General features: G+C 68.1%; 21 protein-coding genes. 12 read left to right on the top strand and 9 right to left on the bottom strand.

The features are described 5' to 3' along the window. Positions 1 to 119: 119 nt before the first annotated feature. Both BLW83_RS07995 and uraH read right to left on the bottom strand, forming a co-directional pair. Positions 120 to 1343, bottom strand: coding sequence for a urate hydroxylase PuuD (locus BLW83_RS07995; protein WP_090847274.1), 1224 nt, complete (start codon positions 1341 to 1343; stop codon positions 120 to 122). A gap of 1 nt (position 1344) precedes the next feature. Further along, positions 1345 to 1692: a hydroxyisourate hydrolase gene (gene uraH, locus BLW83_RS08000; protein ID WP_090847276.1), complete on the bottom strand. Its 348-nt coding sequence runs from the start codon at positions 1690 to 1692 to the stop codon at positions 1345 to 1347. Positions 1693 to 1804: 112 nt separating this feature from the next. Here uraH and BLW83_RS08005 point away from each other — a divergent pair, with 112 nt between their 5' ends. After that, a complete protein-coding gene (locus BLW83_RS08005; RefSeq protein WP_090847278.1) occupies positions 1805 to 2293 on the top strand; it encodes an ureidoglycolate lyase in 489 nt (162 codons plus the stop codon). On the opposite strand, the gene rbsK is transcribed toward BLW83_RS08005, so the two are convergent. The 3 genes from rbsK to proS form a co-directional block, all read right to left on the bottom strand. Then, on the bottom strand, positions 2269 to 3210 hold the full coding sequence (gene rbsK / locus BLW83_RS08010; RefSeq protein ID WP_090847280.1) for a ribokinase: 942 nt from the start codon (positions 3208 to 3210) through the stop codon (positions 2269 to 2271). The genes BLW83_RS08005 and rbsK overlap by 25 nt on opposite strands. A gap of 33 nt (positions 3211 to 3243) precedes the next feature. Continuing rightward, positions 3244 to 3690 (bottom strand): universal stress protein, encoded by a 447-nt coding sequence (locus BLW83_RS08015; protein ID WP_090847282.1) that lies wholly within the window; start codon positions 3688 to 3690, stop codon positions 3244 to 3246. A gap of 138 nt (positions 3691 to 3828) precedes the next feature. Beyond that, positions 3829 to 5187: a proline--tRNA ligase gene (proS, locus tag BLW83_RS08020; RefSeq protein ID WP_090847284.1), complete on the bottom strand. Its 1359-nt coding sequence runs from the start codon at positions 5185 to 5187 to the stop codon at positions 3829 to 3831. Positions 5188 to 5455: 268 nt separating this feature from the next. Here proS and BLW83_RS08025 point away from each other — a divergent pair, with 268 nt between their 5' ends. The 5 genes from BLW83_RS08025 (at position 5456) to BLW83_RS08045 (ending at position 12046) form a co-directional block, all read left to right on the top strand. Then, complete coding sequence (locus tag BLW83_RS08025; RefSeq protein ID WP_090847286.1) at positions 5456 to 6712, top strand: AI-2E family transporter; 1257 nt, start codon at positions 5456 to 5458, stop codon at positions 6710 to 6712. A 2-nt stretch (positions 6713 to 6714) separates the two neighbouring features. Further along, on the top strand, positions 6715 to 7404 hold the full coding sequence (locus BLW83_RS08030) for a P-loop NTPase family protein (RefSeq protein WP_090847288.1): 690 nt from the start codon (positions 6715 to 6717) through the stop codon (positions 7402 to 7404). Positions 7405 to 7654: 250 nt separating this feature from the next. After that, entirely contained in the window at positions 7655 to 9820 is a 2166-nt protein-coding gene (locus tag BLW83_RS08035) for an RNA degradosome polyphosphate kinase (RefSeq protein WP_090847290.1), read from the top strand. A gap of 66 nt (positions 9821 to 9886) precedes the next feature. Beyond that, positions 9887 to 11413 carry a Ppx/GppA family phosphatase gene (locus tag BLW83_RS08040; protein WP_090847292.1) on the top strand — a complete coding sequence of 509 codons (1527 nt, stop codon included), beginning with the start codon at positions 9887 to 9889 and terminating at the stop codon, positions 11411 to 11413. Positions 11414 to 11437: 24 nt separating this feature from the next. Then, entirely contained in the window at positions 11438 to 12046 is a 609-nt protein-coding gene (locus BLW83_RS08045; protein ID WP_090847294.1) for a LysE family translocator, read from the top strand. Positions 12047 to 12051: 5 nt separating this feature from the next. Here BLW83_RS08045 and BLW83_RS08050 read toward each other — a convergent pair whose 3' ends face one another. Beyond that, positions 12052 to 12498: a hypothetical protein gene (locus tag BLW83_RS08050; RefSeq protein ID WP_090847298.1), complete on the bottom strand. Its 447-nt coding sequence runs from the start codon at positions 12496 to 12498 to the stop codon at positions 12052 to 12054. Positions 12499 to 12561: 63 nt separating this feature from the next. Between BLW83_RS08050 and BLW83_RS08055 the strand changes: the two genes are divergently transcribed. Further along, the gene (locus BLW83_RS08055) at positions 12562 to 13122 is read left to right on the top strand and encodes a MarR family winged helix-turn-helix transcriptional regulator (protein WP_245728682.1); all 561 of its coding nucleotides are present in this window, start codon (positions 12562 to 12564) and stop codon (positions 13120 to 13122) included. 21 nt (positions 13123 to 13143) lie between these two features. On the opposite strand, the gene BLW83_RS08060 is transcribed toward BLW83_RS08055, so the two are convergent. The 3 genes from BLW83_RS08060 to BLW83_RS08070 all read right to left on the bottom strand — a co-directional run bounded on the left by BLW83_RS08060 (position 13144) and on the right by BLW83_RS08070 (position 15668). Beyond that, positions 13144 to 13575 carry a hypothetical protein gene (locus BLW83_RS08060; RefSeq protein WP_090847302.1) on the bottom strand — a complete coding sequence of 144 codons (432 nt, stop codon included), beginning with the start codon at positions 13573 to 13575 and terminating at the stop codon, positions 13144 to 13146. A 121-nt stretch (positions 13576 to 13696) separates the two neighbouring features. Then, positions 13697 to 15337: a chaperonin GroEL gene (gene groL, locus BLW83_RS08065; RefSeq protein WP_090847303.1), complete on the bottom strand. Its 1641-nt coding sequence runs from the start codon at positions 15335 to 15337 to the stop codon at positions 13697 to 13699. Positions 15338 to 15380: 43 nt separating this feature from the next. Further along, positions 15381 to 15668, bottom strand: a complete 288-nt coding sequence (locus BLW83_RS08070; protein ID WP_073066221.1) for a co-chaperone GroES — start codon at positions 15666 to 15668, stop codon at positions 15381 to 15383. A gap of 181 nt (positions 15669 to 15849) precedes the next feature. On the opposite strand from BLW83_RS08070, the gene BLW83_RS08075 reads away from it, so the two are divergent. From BLW83_RS08075 to BLW83_RS08095, 5 genes are all read left to right on the top strand, one after another. Then, a complete protein-coding gene (locus tag BLW83_RS08075; protein ID WP_177172517.1) occupies positions 15850 to 16887 on the top strand; it encodes a TraB/GumN family protein in 1038 nt (345 codons plus the stop codon). Between the two features lie 15 nt (positions 16888 to 16902). After that, complete coding sequence (locus BLW83_RS08080; protein ID WP_090847307.1) at positions 16903 to 17247, top strand: nuclear transport factor 2 family protein; 345 nt, start codon at positions 16903 to 16905, stop codon at positions 17245 to 17247. A 195-nt stretch (positions 17248 to 17442) separates the two neighbouring features. Further along, positions 17443 to 18360 carry a manganese-dependent inorganic pyrophosphatase gene (locus tag BLW83_RS08085; protein WP_090847309.1) on the top strand — a complete coding sequence of 306 codons (918 nt, stop codon included), beginning with the start codon at positions 17443 to 17445 and terminating at the stop codon, positions 18358 to 18360. A gap of 85 nt (positions 18361 to 18445) precedes the next feature. Continuing rightward, complete coding sequence (locus BLW83_RS08090; protein WP_090847312.1) at positions 18446 to 19309, top strand: TIGR01459 family HAD-type hydrolase; 864 nt, start codon at positions 18446 to 18448, stop codon at positions 19307 to 19309. A gap of 103 nt (positions 19310 to 19412) precedes the next feature. Beyond that, a complete protein-coding gene (locus tag BLW83_RS08095; protein WP_090847618.1) occupies positions 19413 to 19856 on the top strand; it encodes a MaoC family dehydratase in 444 nt (147 codons plus the stop codon). Positions 19857 to 19909: the final 53 nt, after the last annotated feature.

Genomic DNA, 19909 nt, shown 5'->3' on the forward strand with positions numbered 1-19909 from the left:
CCCCAGGATATTTTCACACCAAAGACGAAGCCTGGAAAAAAGGGTCGCGCGCGTCTTTGGTGGGCAAATATCCTCCGGGGGTCCGGGGGCGGAAAGCCCCCGGCTGCGGCGACACCGGATCAGCTGCGGCCGGCGCTGTCGAACCAGGCGCGCAGGATGGCGCGTTCCTGCGGCTCCATGAAGCTGACGTTCGCCGGGGGCATGGCGTCGGTCAGCCCGGCTTGCAGAAAGATCTCGCGTGCGTGGCGGGCGATCTGGGCGTCGGATTCCAGCACCACCCGTTTCGGCGCGGTGGCGATGCCTTGCCAGCCCGGTTCCGCCGCGTGGCACATCGAGCAGCGGCCCAGCACGATGTCGCGCACCTCGTCGAAATGCGCGTCGCCGACCAGTCGCGCCTCGGCCGTGGTCAGGGCGGCGGCATCGTCTTCGAGCCGCTGGGTGCCTTGCGCAGACAGGAACACCGCCGCCAGAAACAGCGCCGCCGTCGCCCCCCAAGTCCACCACGGCGCGGGTTTGCGCGCGTGCATGGTGTTGAAGAAATGCCGGATCGTCACCCCCATCAGGAACACCAGCGCTGCGATCAGCCAGTTCCAGCGGCTGGCGAACACCAGCGGGTAGTGGTTCGACAGCATCAGAAACACCACCGGCAGGGTCAGGTAGTTGTTGTGCGTTGACCTCAGCTTGGCGATCTTGCCATAGCGTGGGTCGGGCGTCCGCCCGGCCTTGAGGTCGGCGACCACGATCCGCTGGTTGGGGATGATGATCATCGCCACATTCGCGGTCATGATCGTCGCGGTAAAGGCGCCCAGATGCAGCAGCGCCGCGCGGCCGGTGAAGACTTGATCATATCCCCACGCCATCGCGACCAGAGCCACGAACAGCAACAGCATCAGCGTGGTGGGGTTCTCGCCCAGCCGGCTTTTGCACAGCTGGTCGTAGATCACCCAGCCCCCCGCCAGCGACAGCGCCGAAATCAGCATCGCACCCCAGGGCGCCAGCGCCAGCTTGGCCGGGTCGATCAGGTAAAGCTCGGACTGCGCCCAGTAGAGCACCATGAGCATCGCCACCCCCGACAGCCAAGTGGAATAGCTTTCCCATTTGAACCAGGTCAGATGCTCGGGCAGGCGTTCGGGCGCCACCAGGTATTTGGTGATATGGTAAAACCCGCCGCCGTGGACCTGCCATTCCTCGCCATGCGCCTTGTCGGGCAGGCCGGGGGCTTTTCGCAGGCCAAGGTCCAGCGCGATGAAATAAAAGCTCGACCCGATCCAGGCGATGGCGGTGACGACATGAAGCCAGCGGATCGCAAAGGCCGCCCAGTCGTGCAGGATGATCCATTCCATCTCAGCTGCCCCTGTAGGTGGAATAGCCGTAGGGCGAGATCAGCAGCGGGACGTGGTAGTGATCGTCCTCGGCCATGAGGAAACGGATCGGCACCTCGTCCAGGAACCGCGGCGCGGGGGCGTCGTCCTGCCCCCCCAGCCACTCGCCGACGTGGAACAGCAGCTCGTAGCGGCCGGGGCGGAACTCGGCCTCGGGCAGGATCGGGCCGTCGGTGCGGCCGTCGGCGTTGGTGACTAGCTCGCGCAGGCAGCGCCGCTCGCCCTCCAGCGCGTATAGCGTGATGCGCAGCCCCGCGGCGGGGCGGCCCCGCGCGGTGTCCAGCACATGGGTGGTCAGATAGCCGGCCATGGTCCCCCCGTTGGTTGCCTGTTCCCGTGATAGGGCAGGAACGCCGGCGCTGGACAGCGCCCGCGTCAACATTCAGCTTATCGTTTCGCGAAAGAATGATAAGCGAGGAATCATGTCAGACGACCGCATCATCCGGGCCGCGCCCCTGACCGCGCAGGCATTCGCCCCCTGGGGGCAGGTGATCGAGGCTGCGGGCGACCCCGACCGGCTGATCAACGCGGGCCGCTGCGGGCGCTGGCACGACCGCGCCGCGCCCGATGTCGAGGGCCGGGCCGGGATCTCGGTATTTCGGTCGCAATCGGTGCGGCTGCCCTATCGCTTTCGGCTGGTCGAGCGGCATCCGCTGGGCAGTCAGGCGTTCCTGCCGATGACCGAAAACCCGTTTCTGGTGATCGTGGCGCCGGATGAGGGCGGGCATCCGGGCCGGCCGTTGGCGTTTGTCACCGCGCCGGGGCAGGGGATCAACCTTGCGCGGGGCGCGTGGCACGGGGTGCTGACGCCCCTGGCCGATCCGGGGCTGTTTGCGGTGGTGGACCGCTGCGCCGAGGGGCCGAATCTACAGGAATACCGCTGGGATCAGGACTGGACGGTGCTGGGCTGAGCGGCAAGGAAAGCCGCGAACTCATCCGGCGTGGCGTAAGAGGACTGCGCCCCCGGCCGTGTGACCGACAGCGCCGCATAGGCCGAGGCAAGGCGCAGGGCACGCTCGGGCGCATTGCCCGCGGCAAGGTGATGGGCGAATGCGCCGACAAAGGCATCGCCCGCGCCGGTGGTGTCGACCGGGGCAACCGTCAGCGCCGGAATAGCGGTCGTGCCTGCGGCGGTGACCAGAGCCGCGCCGCGCGCGCCCAGCGTGACCACCACATTGCCGAGGTCTTGCGCGTATAGCCTGCGCGCGGCGGCTTCGATCTGCGCCGGGGTCTCGACCGCCAGCCCGGTCAGCTGCGACAGCTCGGTTTCATTGGGACAGATCCACGCCAGCCCGCGCAGGCGCGACAGATCCAGCCCCGGGGCGGCGGGGGCGGGGTTCAGGATCACCCCCAGCCCCAGCCGGGCGGCAAGCGCGACGGTATGATAGACGGTGTCCAGCGGGATTTCGAGTTGCAGCAGGATCAGGTCGCAGCGGGCCAGATCCGGGGCCGCGCGGTCCACGTCGGCGGGCGACAGCGCCGCATTCGCCCCCGCCACGATGACGATGGTGTTTTCGCCCGCCGGATCGACGAGGATCGAGGCGACCCCGTTCGGCAGCCCCGGCGCCTTGGTCACATGGGTCAGATCAATGCCGGCGGCCAGAAGATTGCGGCGCATGTCGCGTCCGAAACCGTCGTCGCCGGTACGCGTGACCATGGTCACCGCCGATCCCAGCCGCGCCGCCGCCACCGCCTGATTGGCGCCCTTGCCGCCGAAGCCGGTGGAAAACCCGGTTCCCGCCAGCGTTTCCCCCGGCGCGGGCATCCGGGGCACGGTGGCGACCAGATCGACGTTGTTCGACCCGATCACCGCGATCCGCCCGGCCATGCGCCGCCCCCTTTGCCCTGCCGGCCGCGCGGCTTAGCGCACCACCAGCACCGGCACCGCGGTCTTGACCAGCACTTCCGAGGTCTGGCTGCCCAGCAGCAGCTTTTGCAGCCCGCGCCGCCCGTGCGAGGACATCACGATCAGGTCGCAGCCCTGCAAATTGGCGGTGCGCAGGATCGCCTCGGCCGGGGAATCGTCGATCTCGTGGATCAGCTCGACGGGCACGCCTTGCTCGGCGGCCTCGGCCTGCACGGCGGCCAGACGTTCTTTCATCATTTCATCGACTTGCAGGTCGTAGCGGCCGACAGGATCGTCGATTCCGGCCATCTGGGCGGCCTGCGCGACCTGCGGGCGCAGCGGCTCGATCACCGTCAGCGCCGTGACCTTGGCGCCCGACAGCTTTGCCAGCCCCAGCCCCTGGCGCAGCCCCTTGAGCGAAAGTTCCGAGCCGTCGGTGGCGATCAGAATATGCTTATACATTCGCAACCCCTTCTGTTTTCAGAAACAAGGTGCATGATCCCGTGGCAAACGCAAGCTGTCAGCTTGTCCCACGGCGCATCGAGGGGGCATCGAGCGCGCATCGGCGGGGCAGGGTGACAGCTGCGAAACTAGCGCTTGTCAGGGGCGCCAGCTTGCCGCGAACACCGGGGCATAGATCGCGGCCAGACGCTCGACCGCCTGCGCGGGCGGCAGCTCGACCGATTCGCCGCTGCGGCGGCTGGTCAGCTCGACCACGTTCGAGGCCAGCCCGCGCGGCCCGACGGTGATCCGCCACGGCAGCCCGATCAGGTCCATGGTGGCGAATTTCGCCCCCGCGCGCTCGTCGCGGTCGTCGTAAAGCACCTCGAGCCCATGGGCGCGCAGCTCGCGTTCCAGCGCCTCGCAGGCGCTGTCGGTCGAGGCATCGCCCTGTTTGAGGTTCACCAGCCCGACGTGGAACGGGGTCACGCCCTCGGGCCAGATGATGCCGCGATCGTCGTGGCTGGCCTCGATGATGGCGCCCAGCAGGCGAGAAACGCCGATGCCGTGGCTGCCCATGTGAACGGGCACCCGCGCCCCGTCCGGGCCGACCACGGTTGCGCCCATCGGTTCTGAATACTTGGTGCCGAAATAAAAGATCTGCCCGACCTCGATGCCGCGGGCAGAGCGACGGCGGTCCTTGGGGATCTGGTCGAACAGCGTCTCGTCGTGGGTTTCATCCGTGCGGGCGTAGCGGCTGGTGAATTCATCCAGCACCGCGCGGCAGGCGGCGGGGTCGTCATAGTCGATGGCGCGGTCGCCGAAACGCAGCTCGGTGATGGCGCTGTCATAGAACACCTCGGATTCGCCGGTCTCGGCGAGGACCAGGAATTCATGCGTGTCCTCGCCGCCGATGGGGCCGCTGTCGGCGCGCATCGGGATCGCCTGCAACCCCATGCGTTCATAGGTGCGCAGATAGCTGACCAGATGGCGGTTATAGGCGTGCAGCGCGTCTTCGCGCGTCAGGTCGAAGTTGTAGCCGTCCTTCATCAGGAACTCGCGCCCGCGCATGACGCCGAAGCGGGGGCGGATCTCGTCGCGGAATTTCCACTGGATCTGATAGAGCGTCAGCGGCAGATCCTTGTAGCTGTTCACATGGCCGCGGAAGATGTCGGTGATCATCTCTTCGTTGGTGGGGCCATACAGCATGTCGCGCTTGTGGCGGTCGGTGATGCGCAGCATCTCTTCGCCGTAATCGTCGTAGCGGCCGGATTCGCGCCACAGGTCCGCGGGTTGCAGCGTCGGCATCAACAGCGGGATATGGCCGGCGCGGCCCTGTTCCTCGTGCACGATCTGCTCGATGCGCTTCAGCACCTTGAGCCCCAGCGGCAGCCAGGAATAGATCCCTGCGGCCTGCTGCTTGATCATGCCGGCGCGCAGCATCAGCCGGTGGCTGACGATCTGTGCCTCGGCGGGGTTTTCTTTGAGGACGGGCAGGAAATAGCGCGACAGACGCATGGGGCAGCACCTTTGGGCGAGTTCACGGCCGGGTTAGCGGATCGCGGCGCAAGGGGCAACGGTTGCGGCGGGGGGCAAGGTCCGGGACGCCTGCGGCGCGGGTATTTGGGCCAGAAAGAAGCCACGGTCGCGGGGCGCGGGCGACGCATTTGCGTGAGGCGGGGGCCGGGTGCGCTTGCGCCGCGCCGGCGGACGCGACAAACAGGGGCGACGCCGGGCCTGGCCCGGGATGAGGCGGGGCCGATGGCCCCAGGCGGGAGCGTTCGCGATGCGGTTTGCCGGCAGCAAGCAGGCCATCTGGTGGGGCGCCGCGGCGCTGGTGCTGGTGCTGGTCCTGTGGTTTCTGGGCAATGCGATCATGCCGTTCCTGCTGGGCATGGCCATCGCCTATTTCCTTGACCCGGTGGCCGACCGGCTGGAACGCGCGGGATTGTCGCGCACGCTGGCGGTGGTGCTGATCACCGCCGTGGTGGTGCTGACCTTTGCCGCGGCGATGGTGTGGCTGGTGCCGCTGCTGATCCGGCAGGGCACCCAGCTGGTCGAGACCACCCCTCACATGATCCAGCGCCTGCAAGAGGTCGTGCAGGCAAGATTTCCCGATCTGCTGCCCTCGGGCGGGTTTCTGGACATGGCGCTGGCCAAGGGGCGCGAGACCGTGGCCGGCAGCATGGGCACCATCGTCGGCAGCGTGATGGGATCGCTGAACGGGGTGATCGGCTTTGTCATGGTGGTGGTGATCGCGCCGGTGGTGGCGTTCTACATGCTGCTGGACTGGGACCGCATGGTCGAGCGGATCGACGCGCTGCTGCCGCGCCCGCATCTGGACACGCTGCGCAGCCTGTTTTCGCAGATCAACGACAGTATTTCCGGGTTCGTGCGCGGGCAGGCGGTGGTGATCCTGATTCTGGCGCTGCTGTATTCGACGGGGCTGGCGCTGGCGGGGCTGCCGTTCGGCATCGTGATCGGGGTCTCGGCGGCAATGCTGTCCTTCATCCCCTATCTGGGCACGCTGCTGGGGGGCGTGCTGTCGATCGGAGTGGCGCTGTTTTCCTTTTGGGACGAGCCGGCGCGGATCCTGATCGTCGCGGGGATATTTGCCGCAGGACAGATGCTGGAAAGCAATTACCTGCAACCCAAGATCATCGGCGGCCATGTCGGGTTGCATCCGGTCTGGCTGATGCTGGCGCTGGCGGTGTTCGGCACGCTGTTCGGGTTTGTCGGGCTGCTGGTGGCGGTGCCTTTGGGCGCCGCCGTGGGGGTGGTCGTGCGCCACACCGTCCAGCGCTACAAGGAAAGCGCGCTTTACACCGGCGCGCAGCAGCCCTTGCCGCCGCCGCAGCCGACGCTGGTCGAGATCGTTCCCAACGGCACCGTCGCCCGCCGCATCGCGCATGAGCAGCGCACCCATGACGAGGCCGTGCGCGAGGCGCGCGTCGGCGCGCAGCCGCCCGAGGCGCAGGGGCCCGGGCTGCCCGGCGGCAGGGCGGGGTTCGCCGCGCCGCGCGGCAGGGCCGGGGAGCCTTAGGATTGCCGCGGCAACTGACGCTGGACCTGCGCACGCCTCCGGCGCTGTCGCGGCAGGATTTCCTGCCCGCCCCCGCCAATGCCGAGGCCCTGGCGCTGCTGGACCGGCCGCAGGACTGGCCGCAGGGGCGGTTGCTGCTGGTCGGCCCCGAGGGTTCGGGCAAGTCGCATCTGGCGGCGTTCTGGGCGGCCGAAAACGGGGCGCAGCGGATCCGTGCCTCGGCGCTGCGGCCCGAGACCGCGGATGCGCTGGTCGCGCCCGGCGGCGCGCTGGTGGTCGAGGACGCGCATCGCGCCGGGGGTGCGGCCGGGGCCGAGGCGGCGCTGTTTCACCTGTGGAACCTGTGCGCCGCGCAACGGACGCTGCTGCTGGTCACCGCGCGGACGCCTCCGCGCGGCTGGGGGCTGGCGCTGCCCGACCTTGCCTCGCGCATGGAGGCGATGGCGCTGGTGCGGCTTGAGCCGCCCGACGAGGCGCTGCTGGCCGCGGTGCTGGTCAAGCTGTTCGCCGACCGCCAGCTGATGCCCGGGCCGGGGGTGGTCGAATCGCTGGCGCGGCACATGGACCGCGACCTGGGGCTGGCCCGGCGCGTGGTGACCGAGATCGACCGCACCGCCCTGGCCGAGGGGCGGGCGGTGACGCGGCCCCTGGCGCTGGCGGCGCTGGCGCGGATCGCGGGCGCGGCGGGATGAGTGGCGGGATGAGCGGCGGGATTACTGGCGGGATTACTGGGGGGGCCGAAGCCGGGGGGCTGTCTGCCCCCCGCACCCCCCCGAGGATATTTGGGGCAAGATGAAAGCGCCGGGCGCGCGGCGCGGGGGCGTGGGGTGCGGACGCGCATTCATGTCGGTTGTGTGAAGAATATCCGGCGCGGTTTGACACTTGTTGGCGGGCGTTCCAGAAACCTCGGGACCGCCCCGCGTTTTCCTGCATGATGTTTCCATGACCCAGGCCGATTTTCTCAAGACCCCGATCCCCCCCGCCCGTGCCCTGGCCGAAGGGGCGCCCGAAGGCCCGGCGCGGTTCTTCAACCGCGAGCTCAGCTGGCTGAGCTTCAACTGGCGGGTTCTGGACGAGGCCCGCAACCCGCGGGTGCCGCTGCTGGAACGGCTGCGCTTTCTGTCGATCTCGGCCGCCAATCTGGACGAGTTCTATACCGTCCGCGTCGCCGGGCTGCGCGAGCTGGTGCGCGAGGGCAACGTCACGCCGTCGGACGACGGGCTGACCCCGGGCGACCAGCTGGCGCTGATCAACGCCGACGCCCGCCGGCTGATGGGCGCGCAGCAGACCGTGTGGAACAAGCTGCGCCGCGAGATGGAGGCCGAGGGCATCACCATCCTGTCGCGTTCGCGGGTAAGCCGGGCAGAGGCCGCGTTCCTGCGCACGCATTTCCTGGAACAGGTGTTCCCGGTGCTGACGCCGCTGACCATCGACCCCGCGCACCCGTTTCCCTTTATCCCCAACGCCGGCTTCTGCCTGGCGCTGGAGCTGGCGCGCGAATCCGACGGCAGCCAGATGCAGGCGCTGCTGCCGATTCCGGGGCAGCTCAAGCGGTTCATCCCTTTGCCGGGGGGGCAGCGGTTCCTGCGGCTGGAAGATCTGCTGCTGATGTATCTGCCGCGGCTGTTCCCCGGCTATCGCGATGTCGGCCACTGCGCCTTTCGGGTGCTGCGCGACAGCGATCTTGAGCTTGAGGACGAGGCCGAGGATCTGGTGCGCGAGTTCGAGACCGCGCTGAAGCGTCGCCGCCGCGGCGATGTGATCCGGCTCAAGATCACCGCCGGCGCCCCCGACCGCCTGCGCAAGCTGATCATGCAGCGGTTGCAGGTCGGGCTGGACGAGGTGATCCAGGTCGAGGGGCTGCTGGGCATGGCCGATGTGCGCGAGCTGGTGCTGGACGGCCGCACCGACCTGCAATGGCCGTCCTTTGTGCCGCGGGTGCCGGAACGGGTGCAGGATCACCACGGCGACATGTTCGCCGCGATCCGGCAAAAGGACATGCTGCTGCATCACCCCTATGAGACCTTCGACATGGTGGTGCGGTTCCTGCAACAGGCGGCGCGCGACCCCGATGTGGTGGCGATCAAGCAGACGCTTTACCGCACCAGCCGCGACAGCCCCATCGTCAGCGCCCTGTGCGAGGCGGCCGAATCGGGCAAGTCGGTGGTGGCGCTGGTCGAGCTCAAGGCCCGTTTCGACGAAGCCGCCAACATACGCCAGTCGCGGCGGCTGGAACGGGCGGGGGCGCATGTGGTCTACGGGTTCTTCAACTACAAGACCCACGCCAAGATCTCGACCGTGGTGCGGCGCGAAGGCGACGCGCTGGTCACCTATACCCATTTCGGGACCGGCAACTACCACCCGATCACCGCGCGCATCTATACCGACCTGTCGCTGCTGACCTGCGACCCGGCGCTGGGGCGTGATGCGACCAAGGTGTTCAACTACCTGTCGAGCTATGTCGAGCCGGTGGGGCTGGAAAACCTGGCGATCAGCCCGATCGACCTGAAATCCTCGCTGATCGAACTGATCGCGCGCGAGGCCGAATTCGCCCGCCAGGGTCGCCCGGCCGAGATCTGGGCCAAGCTCAACAGCCTGGTGGAAAAGGACGTGATCGACGCGCTTTACGCGGCCTCGGCCGCGGGGGTGCGCATCAATCTGGTGGTGCGGGGCATCTGCGCGCTGCGCCCCGGCATCGCGGGGCTGTCGGACAATATCCGGGTCAAGTCCATCGTCGGGCGGTTTCTGGAACACAGCCGCGTGGTCTGTTTCGGCAACGGCCACGGGCTGCCCTCGCGCCGGGCACGGGTGTTCATCAGCTCAGCCGACTGGATGGACCGCAACCTGTCGCGGCGGGTCGAGGCGCTGGTCGAATGCATGAACGAAACCGTCAAGGCGCAGATCACCAGCCAGATCATGGCCGCAAACCTTGCGGACGAGGCGCAAAGCTGGATCCTGCAACCCGACGGCCGCTATCTGCGCCACCTGCCCGAGGACCGCGAGGATCTGTTCAATTGCCACCAGTATTTCCTTGACAACCCGTCGCTGTCCGGGCGCGGAACCGCCGGGGCGCAGGATGTCGCGGCACTGACCCACGCCCCGGATTGATCACCAGCGCCGGGGGGCGCCTGCTGCGCCCCTTGGCAAACCGTCGGCAAAACGAAAAGGCCCGCCATGAACGTCAAGTCCGCCAGCGGCCAGAAATTCGCCCCCTTCGGCAAGCACGGGCTGCCGGTCCGATCGATGCGGGAACTGGCACGGGTGGGGGTGGTGGATGTCGGCTCGAACTCGATCCGGCTGGTCGTCTTTGACGGCGCCGCCCGCAGCCCGGCGTATTTCTACAACGAAAAGGTCATGGCCGGGCTGGGGCAGGGGCTGGCCTCGACCGGGCGGCTGAACCCCGAGGGCGTGCAGCGCGGGATGGCGGCGCTGAAGCGGTTCTCGACCCTGGCGCGCGACATGGGGATCGAGGCGCTGACCTGCGTCGCCACCGCCGCCGTGCGCGAGGCCGAGGACGGCCCCGCCTTTCACCGCGCCGTCGCCCGCAAGACCGGGCTGAAGCTGGTGATCATCGACGGCGAGGAAGAGGCGCGGCTGTCGGCGCAGGGCGTGCTGCTGGGCTGGCCCGACGCGCGCGGGCTGGTCTGCGACATGGGCGGCAGCTCGGTGGAGCTGGCCGAGGTCGCCGACGGAAAGATCGGCCGGCGCGCCACCTCGCCGCTGGGGCCGTTCCGGTTGCAGCTGGTCGAGCGCAAGGCGCTGCGCCGCCATGTGGAAAAGCTGGTCGAGGCGCTGGCGGAATCCGTGGGCCGCGACCATGCGCGCATCTATCTGGTCGGCGGCTCGTGGCGGGCGATCGCGCGGCTGGACATGGAACGGCGCGGCTATCCGATGACGGTGCTGCACGAATACCGCATGACGCCCGACGACGTGATGGCGACGCTGAAATGGATCGGCAACGCCACCCCGGCCGAGCTGAAATCGCGCACCGGCATTTCCGCCCTGCGGCTGGAACTGGTGCCGCTGGCCGTGCAGGTGCTGCGCCAGATGGTGCTGACCTTTGCCCCGCAGGAAATCGCCGTCAGTTCCTACGGGATCCGCGAGGGGCTGCTTTACGAACAGATGTCCTCGGGTATCCGCAAGCGCGACCCGCTGATCGAGGCCGCCAAGTTCACCGAGCGCAAGATGGCGCGGCTGCCCGGCGCCGGCAAGCGGCTGTTCCAGTTCCTCGCGCCGGTCTTTGCGGGCGCGGCCCCCGAACGCGAAAGGCTGATCCGCGCCGCCTGCCTGCTGCACGATACCAGCTGGCGCGCCCATCCCGATTACCGGGCCGAGGCCAGTTTCGACAACGTGACCCATTCCAACATGACCGCGCTTTCGCACCCCGAGCGGGTGTTTCTGGGGCTGTCGCTGCTGCACCGCTATACCAACAGCCGCACCGGCTGCCTGGTCGAGCCGCTGCTGCCGCTGCTGGGGGCCGAGGAAATCCGCGATGCCGAGATCGTCGGCCGCGCCATGCGCTTTGGCGCGATGTTTTCCATCGGTGACCCGACCGAGGCCGGCGCGCTGGAACTGGACCGCGACGCCGGCACCCTGACCCTGACCCTGACCGACAGCGGCCGCGAGCTGATGGGCGAGGTGGTCGAGGCCCGCTTTCGCGCCCTCGCCTCGGCGCTCAAGGTGACGGCGGTGATAAGCTGAACACCTGCAAGAAAGGTCAGGGCGATGACGTTCGAGACATGGTTGCTGTTCCTGCTGACCTCGACGGGCATCGCGCTGACCCCGGGGCCGAACGGGCTGCTGGCGCTGACCCATGGCGCGCTGCACGGCAATCGCCGCGCCCTGTGGACCATCTGCGGGGGCGTTGCCGGGCTGGTCGCGGTGATGGGGCTGTGCATGTTCGGGATCGGGGCGCTGGTGCAGCGCTCGGCGCTGTGGCTGACCGGGCTCAAGCTGGTGGGCGGCGCCTATCTGGTCTGGCTTGGCATCCGGCTGTGGCTGTCGCCGCCGATCGTGCTTGACGCGCCGGTGGCGGGCCTGCCCGTGCGGGGCTGGGGGCTGTTTCGTGCCGGTTTCCTGACCGCAGCCACCAACCCCAAGGGGCTGTTGTTCTTCAGCGCGCTGCTGCCGCAGTTCCTGTCGGCGGATCGCAGCCTTGCCGGGCAGTTTCTGGTGATGGGCGCCACCTATGCGGTGGTCGAATTCGCGGTGGAATATCTTTACGCCGCCGCCGCGCATCGGGTGCGGCCGTGGCTGGCCCGGGTCGGCCGCCGCTTCAACCGGGTCTGCGGCGGCATCTTTGTCACCATCGGCGCGGCGCTGCCGCTGCGCTGAGCGCGTCAGGCCCGGGCGCGTTGCAGGCTGCGGCTCAGCCGTCGCCCGTCGCGCATGTTCAGCGCCAGCAGGGTGAGGTTGCCGGCCCCGGCCAGCAGCTCCAACGCCTGCACGGCATAGAACACCGCGTCGAACTGGCCGTGCCGGGCCTTCCACGCCAGGAACAGCGCCGAGGGGATCAGCACCAGCAACCCGTTGGCGGCGATCAGCGGCATCCGCCGGATCTTGGCGCCGACCAGCCCACCGCGCCGGCCCTTTGCCGCGGCAAAGCCGCTGCCTCCGGTGGCGGCCAGCGCCGGGATCAGCAGAATGAACCCCCAGGGGATTGCGGTCTTGACTGCCACCACCACAGCGGTGGGCGCGAACAGCTCGGACAGCACCGTTGCCAGCCAGAAGCCGGCGATCATCGCCAGCGCAATGGCGCCGGCAATCGGATGGATGGTTCTGGACATGGTATTTCATCCCCAATATGACACTATGATGACAAACTGCCCGATGCATATGGAGATATTGACATGGTGATGTCAATGCGGCGTGGTGATGAATATGGGATGCCGCAGGCGACCGAGGCCGGCGCCGAGCTGACCGGCCTGATCCTGGCGCTGTTTCGCACCAGCAACCGCACCCTGGCCTGGGGCGACCGGCTGGTGGCGCCGCTGGGGTTGACCAGCGCCCGCTGGCAGGTGCTGGGGGCCATCGCGCTGGCCGAACACCCGCAGCCGGTGGCTTGGCTGGCCCGCGACCTTGGCGCCAACCGCCAGAACGTGCAGCGCATCGTCAACGACCTGCTGGCCGAGGGGCTGGTCACGCTGGAACCCAACCCCCACCACCGCCGCGCCCGGCTGGTGGTGCTGACCGACAAGGGCAGGGCGGCCTATGAAACGGCGCTGGCGCGTTACACGCCGCGGGTCAATGCGCTGGCCGAGGCGCTGTCGCTGCCCCAGATCGAGACCGCCCGGCAGGTGCTGGCGACATTGCGCGAATTGATCGAGGCTGAGGATGACACCGGCGAGGGCACCGGCGACGGCACTGGCAACAGCACCGGCGACGGCGGGAACCGCGAGGGCGGCGGCTGACTCTCGCCGCGCCGCTGGCCCTCAGATCACCCCGTGCCGGCGCAGCAGCGCCTGTTCGTCGCCCGAGACCCAGCCGAACACGCGCGCCTCGCCCCCGGCCAGCCGGACCAGGTAATGCACGTCAAAGTCGATGTAGGTTTCGGGCAGGTCGTCGCGGGCATAGGTCGCGGTCCAGCCGACATGGGCGATGCAATGCAGCGCGTCGATCGGCGACAGGCGCAGGTCGCGGATGCGCATCGCGGCGGTGCCGATGGCGCGGTAATGGGCATAGCCCTCGGCCATGCGGTCGCGCAGCTGCGCGTCGTTGCGGCCGCAGACCACCCCGGCCGGTGTGCTGGCGATGAACTCGGGCGCATAGAGCGTCGCCAGCTCGTCCATCGACACCCGCCCGGCCAGCGCCTGCGCGAACATCTGCTCATAACGGCGAAACAGCGCCGTGACCGCGGCGTCCATGCCGTCCCCCAGCTCTTCCGACCGCGCCAGCCTGCCACGGCCCGCCGCCGGCGGCCATGAAAAAGGGCGCCCGCAGGGGGCGCCCTTTCTGTCCGTGCGGGATCCGCGCGGGTGGGGGTGATTACATCATCCCGCCCATGCCGCCCATGTCGGGCATCCCGCCGCCGGCCGGGGCCTTGGGCTCGGGCTTTTCGGCGATCATGGCTTCGGTGGTGATCAGCAGGCCGGCGACCGAGGCCGCGTCCTGCAACGCGTGACGCACGACTTTCGCCGGGTCGATCACACCGAACTTGAACATGTCGCCATATTCTTCGGTCTGCGCGTTGAAGCCAAAGGTCTTGTCGTCGGATTCGCGGATCTTGCCGGCAACCACGGCGCCGTCGACGCCGGCGTTTTCGGCGATCTGGCGCATCGGCGCCTCAAGCGCGCGGCGGATGATGCCGATGCCGGCGTTCTGGTCGGCGTTGGCGCCTTTCAGCCCTTCCAGCGCCTTGCCGCCCTGGACCAGCGCAACGCCGCCACCGACGACGACGCCTTCCTGCACCGCGGCGCGGGTGGCGTTCAGCGCGTCATCGACGCGGTCCTTGCGCTCTTTCACCTCGACCTCGGTCAGGCCGCCGACGCGGATCACCGCAACGCCGCCGGCCAGCTTGGCCACGCGCTCTTGCAGCTTTTCGCGGTCATAGTCGCTGGTGGTTTCCTCGATCTGCTGGCGGATCTGGGACACGCGCGCCTCGATCTCGGCTTTTTCGCCGGAACCGTCGACAACGGTGGTGTTGTCCTTGTTGATCGAGACCTTCTTGGCGCGGCCCAGCATGTCGAGGCCGACGTTTTCCAGCTTCATGCCCAGGTCGTCGCTGATGACCTGGCCGCCGGTCAGGATCGCGATGTCCTGCAACATGGCCTTGCGGCGATCGCCAAAGCCCGGCGCCTTGACGGCCGCGACCTTCAGCCCGCCGCGCAGGCGGTTGACGACCAGCGTGGCCAGCGCCTCGCCCTCGACGTCCTCGGCGATGATCAGCAGCGGCTTCTGGGTCTGGATCACGGCTTCCAGCAGGGGGACCATCGGTTGCAGCGACGACAGTTTCTTTTCGTGCAGCAGGATATAGGCGTCTTCCAGCTCGGCGATCATTTTGTCCGGGTTGGTGACGAAATAGGGCGACAGATAGCCGCGGTCGAACTGCATGCCTTCGACGACTTCGACCTCGGTCTCCATCCCCTTGTTTTCTTCGACGGTGATCACGCCTTCGTTGCCGACGCGCTGCATCGCCTCGGCGATCTGTTCACCGATGAAGGTTTCGCCGTTGGCCGAGATGGTGCCGACCTGCGCGACTTCGGCGCTGTCGTTGACCGGGCGGGCGGCGGATTTGATCGATTCCACGACGCTGGCGGTGGCCAGGTCGATGCCGCGCTTGAGATCCATCGGGTTCATGCCCGCGGCGACGGCTTTCAGCCCTTCGCGCACGATGGCCTGCGCCAGAACGGTGGCGGTGGTGGTGCCGTCGCCGGCCTCGTCATTGGTGCGCGACGCGACTTCGCGGACCATCTGCGCGCCCATGTTCTCGAACTTGTCGGAAAGTTCGATTTCCTTGGCGACCGAAACACCGTCCTTGGTGATGCGCGGGGCGCCGAACGACTTGTCGATGACCACGTTGCGACCCTTGGGGCCCAGCGTCACCTTGACCGCATCCGCCAGGATGTTGACGCCCTTGAGCATCCGGTCGCGGGCATCAGTGCCGAACTTGACTTCCTTGCCAGCCATTTATCTATTCCTTGTCAATGAGTTGGAAATGATCCGTCAGGGATTACGAGATGATCCCGAGGATGTCGCTTTCCTTCATGATCAGCAGTTCTTCGCCGTCCAGCGTGATCTCGGTGCCCGACCATTTGCCAAACAGGATGCGGTCGCCCGCCTTGACGTCCAGCGCGATGCGGTCGCCGTCGTCGTCACGGGTGCCGGCGCCGACGGAAACCACCTCGCCCTCGGCGGGCTTTTCCTTGGCGGTGTCGGGGATGATCAGGCCGCCCTTGGTCTTTTCGTCGGATTCGACGCGACGGACCAGGACACGGTCGTGCAGAGGGGTGAAAGCCATCGTGAACACTCCGATTCAGGTTGCAGTGTTGCGTTGTTGGCACTCGGGCTTGCTGAGTGCCAATGACCGCCAGATAGGCCGCGGTCACGACCCTGTCAAGCCGGCTGCGCGCCCCGGATGCCGGGTTGGGTTCGCCCGCCCGCCATGCAATGCTTGCCGCGAAAAAAGAGGGCGAAACAAGATGATGAAGCTCGCTAAAGGATGGGCGGCCGCGCTGCTTGTGGCCCTGTCGGCCCCTATCCCCGGCCACGCGGACGAGAGCGCGGCGATCTGCGCCGGCCGCGACCTGATGGCGACGCTTTCGAATGCGGACCGGGCGCAGATCGCCCGCGCGGTGGCCGCGACCCCCTATGCCGCCGGCACCCGCTGGCGGGCCACCCGCGATGATGCGGTGATCGAGATCGTCGGCACCTATCACTTTCCCGACCCCCGCCACGCGCCGGTCGTTGCAGCGCTGCGCCCGCTGATCGCAGAGGCGGGCGCGCTGCTGGTCGAGGTCACCCCCGAGGGCGAGCTGCAGCTGACCCGCGCGCTGGCGCAAGACCCCTCGCTGATGGTGGACGCCGACGGCCCGACCCTGCCCGAACGCCTGCCCCCCGAGCAATGGCAGCAGCTGGGCCGCGCGATGGAGGCCCGCGGAATCCCCCCGATCATGGCCAGCAAGATGCGTCCCTGGTATGTGGCGACGGTGCTGGGGCTGTCGCCCTGCATGATCGAGACATCGCGCAGGCGCGGCGCCTCGCCCGATGCTGCGGGGCTGGACCACCAGCTGATCGCCGCCGCGCAGGATGCCGGCACCAGCGTGCTGGCGCTGGAGCCGTGGGACAGCATGTTCGCGATCTTTGCCGGCCTGACCCCCGAAGAAGAGCTGGACATGATCCGCGCCGCCCTGCCGGCCGCGCAGCTGGCCGACGACTATGCGGCCACCACCATCGAGGCGTATTTCCGCGGCGACATCTGGGCGATCTGGGAATTCAGCCGGCTGGATGCGCTGAATTCCTCGGACCTCCCGGCCGAGACCGTGGCCCACCAGATGCAGCTGGCCGAGGAACGGCTGATGACCGCACGGAACGGAAACTGGATCGCGCCGTTGACCAAGGCGGCACAAGAGGCCGCGACACAGGGCCGCCACGTTGTCGCCGCCTTTGGCGCGCTGCATCTGCCGGGCGAAAACGGGGTGCTGCGGCTTCTGGAACGGGACGGCTGGACGATCGAATAACCGGGGAGAGACAGCATGGGCAGGACCACGGACCGCTGGGGCGGCGAAGAGGCCCTGTGGACAATGGGCGCGGCCGAGGCTGCGCTGCGCATCGCCCCCGTCTGCATCATGGTTTTCCCCGAGGGCGTGATGCAGGGACCGCAGATCATCGACGGGATGAAACAGGGCAGCCGCTGGAAGAACCTGCGCATCAGCCAGCGCCACACCTCGGAACTGGGCGATACGATGGTGCTGGCCTATCGCGCCCGCGCCACCCGCGGAACCACCCAATGCGACGTGCTGTGCAGCTCGACCTGGGTGCGCCAGGGCGGCGACTGGAAACTGATCCAGCACCAGCAGACCTTGCCCGCCACGGACTGACCCCGACCGCCGCCCCACCGCCGCGCCCCACCGCCGCCCCGACCGTGTGTCCGCGCCTATGCGCCGGTTCTTTCATCTTGCCCCAAATATCCCGGGGTGCGGGGCAGCGCCCCGGCTCGGCGCCGCGCCGCGCTTCACAAGCCCCCGACACGCCCCTATAAGCGCGGGCGACTCCGCCATGAAGGAACGCGTTGGATGATCCAGGTTTTCGGCCACAAGGCCCCCGATACCGATTCCACCGGCTCGCCCCTGATCTGGGCCTGGTATCTGTCGGATATCCGCAAGACCCCGGCAAAAGCGGTGCTGCAAGGCACGCCCAACACCGAGGCGCTGTGGATGCTGGGCAAATGGGGCGTGGACATGCCCGAGATCATCCAGGACGTGGCCGCGGGCGACCAATGCGTGATCGTGGACACCAACAACCCCGCGGAACTGCCCGCCTCGCTGGCGCAGGCCGAGGTGCTGGAAATCATCGACCACCACCTGCTGGCCGGCGGCATCACCACCCGCACCCCGATCAACGTCACCATCCGGCCGCTGGCCTGCACCGCGACGATCATGCACGACCTGATCGGCGACGACCTTGACCGCGCGCCGGCTGCGATCAAGGGCATGATGCTGACCTGCATCCTGTCGGACACGCTGGAATTCCGCAGCCCCACCACCACCCCGCATGACCGCTGGGTGGCGGAAAAGCTGGCGAAAGACCTGGGCATCGCGATCCCCGCCTATGCGGCCGAGATGTTTGCCGCGAAATCCGATGTCTCGGCGTTTTCCGATGCGGCGCTGCTGCGGATGGACAGCAAGGAATACGAACTCGGCGGCACGCAGCTGCGGGTCTCGGTGCTGGAAACCACCGCGCCGCAGGTGCTGATCGACCGCAAGGCGGCGCTGATCGCCGCCATGCCGGGCGTCGCGGCCGAGGACGGCGCCGATCAGGTGCTGCTGTTCATCGTCGATATCCTGAACGAACGCTCGACCCTGCTGGTCCCCAACGACTTTGTGGCCCGCATGGCGCAGGCGTCGTTCGGCGTCAGCGTGGACGGCGACAGCGTGGTGCTGCCCGGCGTCGTCAGCCGCAAAAAGCAGATCATCCCCGCGCTCAAGCTCTAAGGCGCACCAGCGCCGCATTTTCGGGGGGCCGGGCGGATCGCGCCCCGGCCCCCTCTCCATGTCCATTCCCCTGAAAGGCCCCCACATGACCCGGATCATCCACGAGCTTGCCGAGATCGGCGGCGATTACGGCGTGTTGTTCTGCGATCTCTGGGGCTGCGTCCACAACGGCAAGGCTGCCTATCCGGCGGCGATCGCGGCGTTGCAGCGCTGGCGGCAGGGCGGGGGCAAGGTGGCGCTGGTCACCAACGCACCGCGCCCGCGCGCCATGGTGGAACGGCAGATCGACCGGCTGGGGGTGCCGCGCGACGCCTGGGACGACATCGTCACCTCGGGCGATGCGGCGCAGGATGCGATGTTTTCGGGCCGGGTCGGGCGCCGGGTCTGGCATGTCGGGCCGGACAAGGATCTGAGCTTTTTCACCGACACCGCCGATCCCCGCGCCGCCGGGCTGGAACGGGTCGCGCTGGACGAGGCCGAGGGCATCGTGGTCACCGGCCCCTATGATGACCTGACCGAGACCCCCGAACATTACCGCGAACGCCTGGCCGCCGCCCGCGCCCGCAACCTGCCGCTGCTGTGCGCGAACCCCGATCTGGTGGTGGATTACGGCGAACAGCGGCTTTATTGCGCCGGCGCCCTGGCCCAGCTTTACGAAGAGATGGGCGGAGAGGCGCTGTATTTCGGCAAGCCCCACGACCCGATCTATGACCTTGCCCGCCGCCGGCTGGGCGTTGGCCGCGACGTGCCGGCGCTGGCCATCGGCGACGGCATCGGCACCGACGTCGCGGGCGCCGTGGCGCAGGGAATCGATTCGATCTTTGTCACCGGCGGGCTGGCGGCCGAGTTCATGGGCGGCGACGTCGAAAGCCCCGATCCGGCGCTGCTGGAGCGCTGGCTGGACGGGCAGGGGATCCACCCGAGCTTTGCCATCGGCCGGCTGCGCTGACGGCTGCGCAACAATCCATCCCCGCACGCGCCCCGCGCATAATATTGTTGCGGGGCGGTTTCGCCGCTGCTATGCTGCACCGCGGCTAAGGGAGGCCGGAATGATGCTCGACAATCAGCCCCGGGGCACCATCGTCATCGAGGATCTCGAAGTCGGGATGCTTCGCTACCTGCAAAAACAGGTGACGGATCAGGACATCGAGATGTTCGCGCAGGTCTCGACCGACCGCAACCCGGTGCATCTGGACGATGATTACGCCCGCGACACCATCTTTCAGGGCCGCATCGCCCACGGGATGCTGACCGCGGGGCTGATCTCGGCGGTGATCGGGGAACAGCTGCCCGGGCATGGCACCGTCTATCTGGGCCAGACGCTGAAATTCATGGCCCCCGTGCGCCCCGGCGACATGGTGCGCGCCGAGGTTCAGGTCGAGGCGATCGACCATTCGCGCCGCCGCGTGACCCTTGCCACCCGCTGCCTCGTGGGCGATACGGTCGTGCTCAAGGGCGAGGCGGTGGTTCTGGCGCCGTCGCGCAAGTTCGACTGACCACGACGACCGGGGCATCGCATGGCCCGGAGACGGGAGCCCATGCAAAATCC

It is taken from the genome of Paracoccus alkenifer (assembly GCF_900108405.1).
GTDB classification, from domain to species: Bacteria; Pseudomonadota; Alphaproteobacteria; order Rhodobacterales; family Rhodobacteraceae; genus Paracoccus; species Paracoccus alkenifer.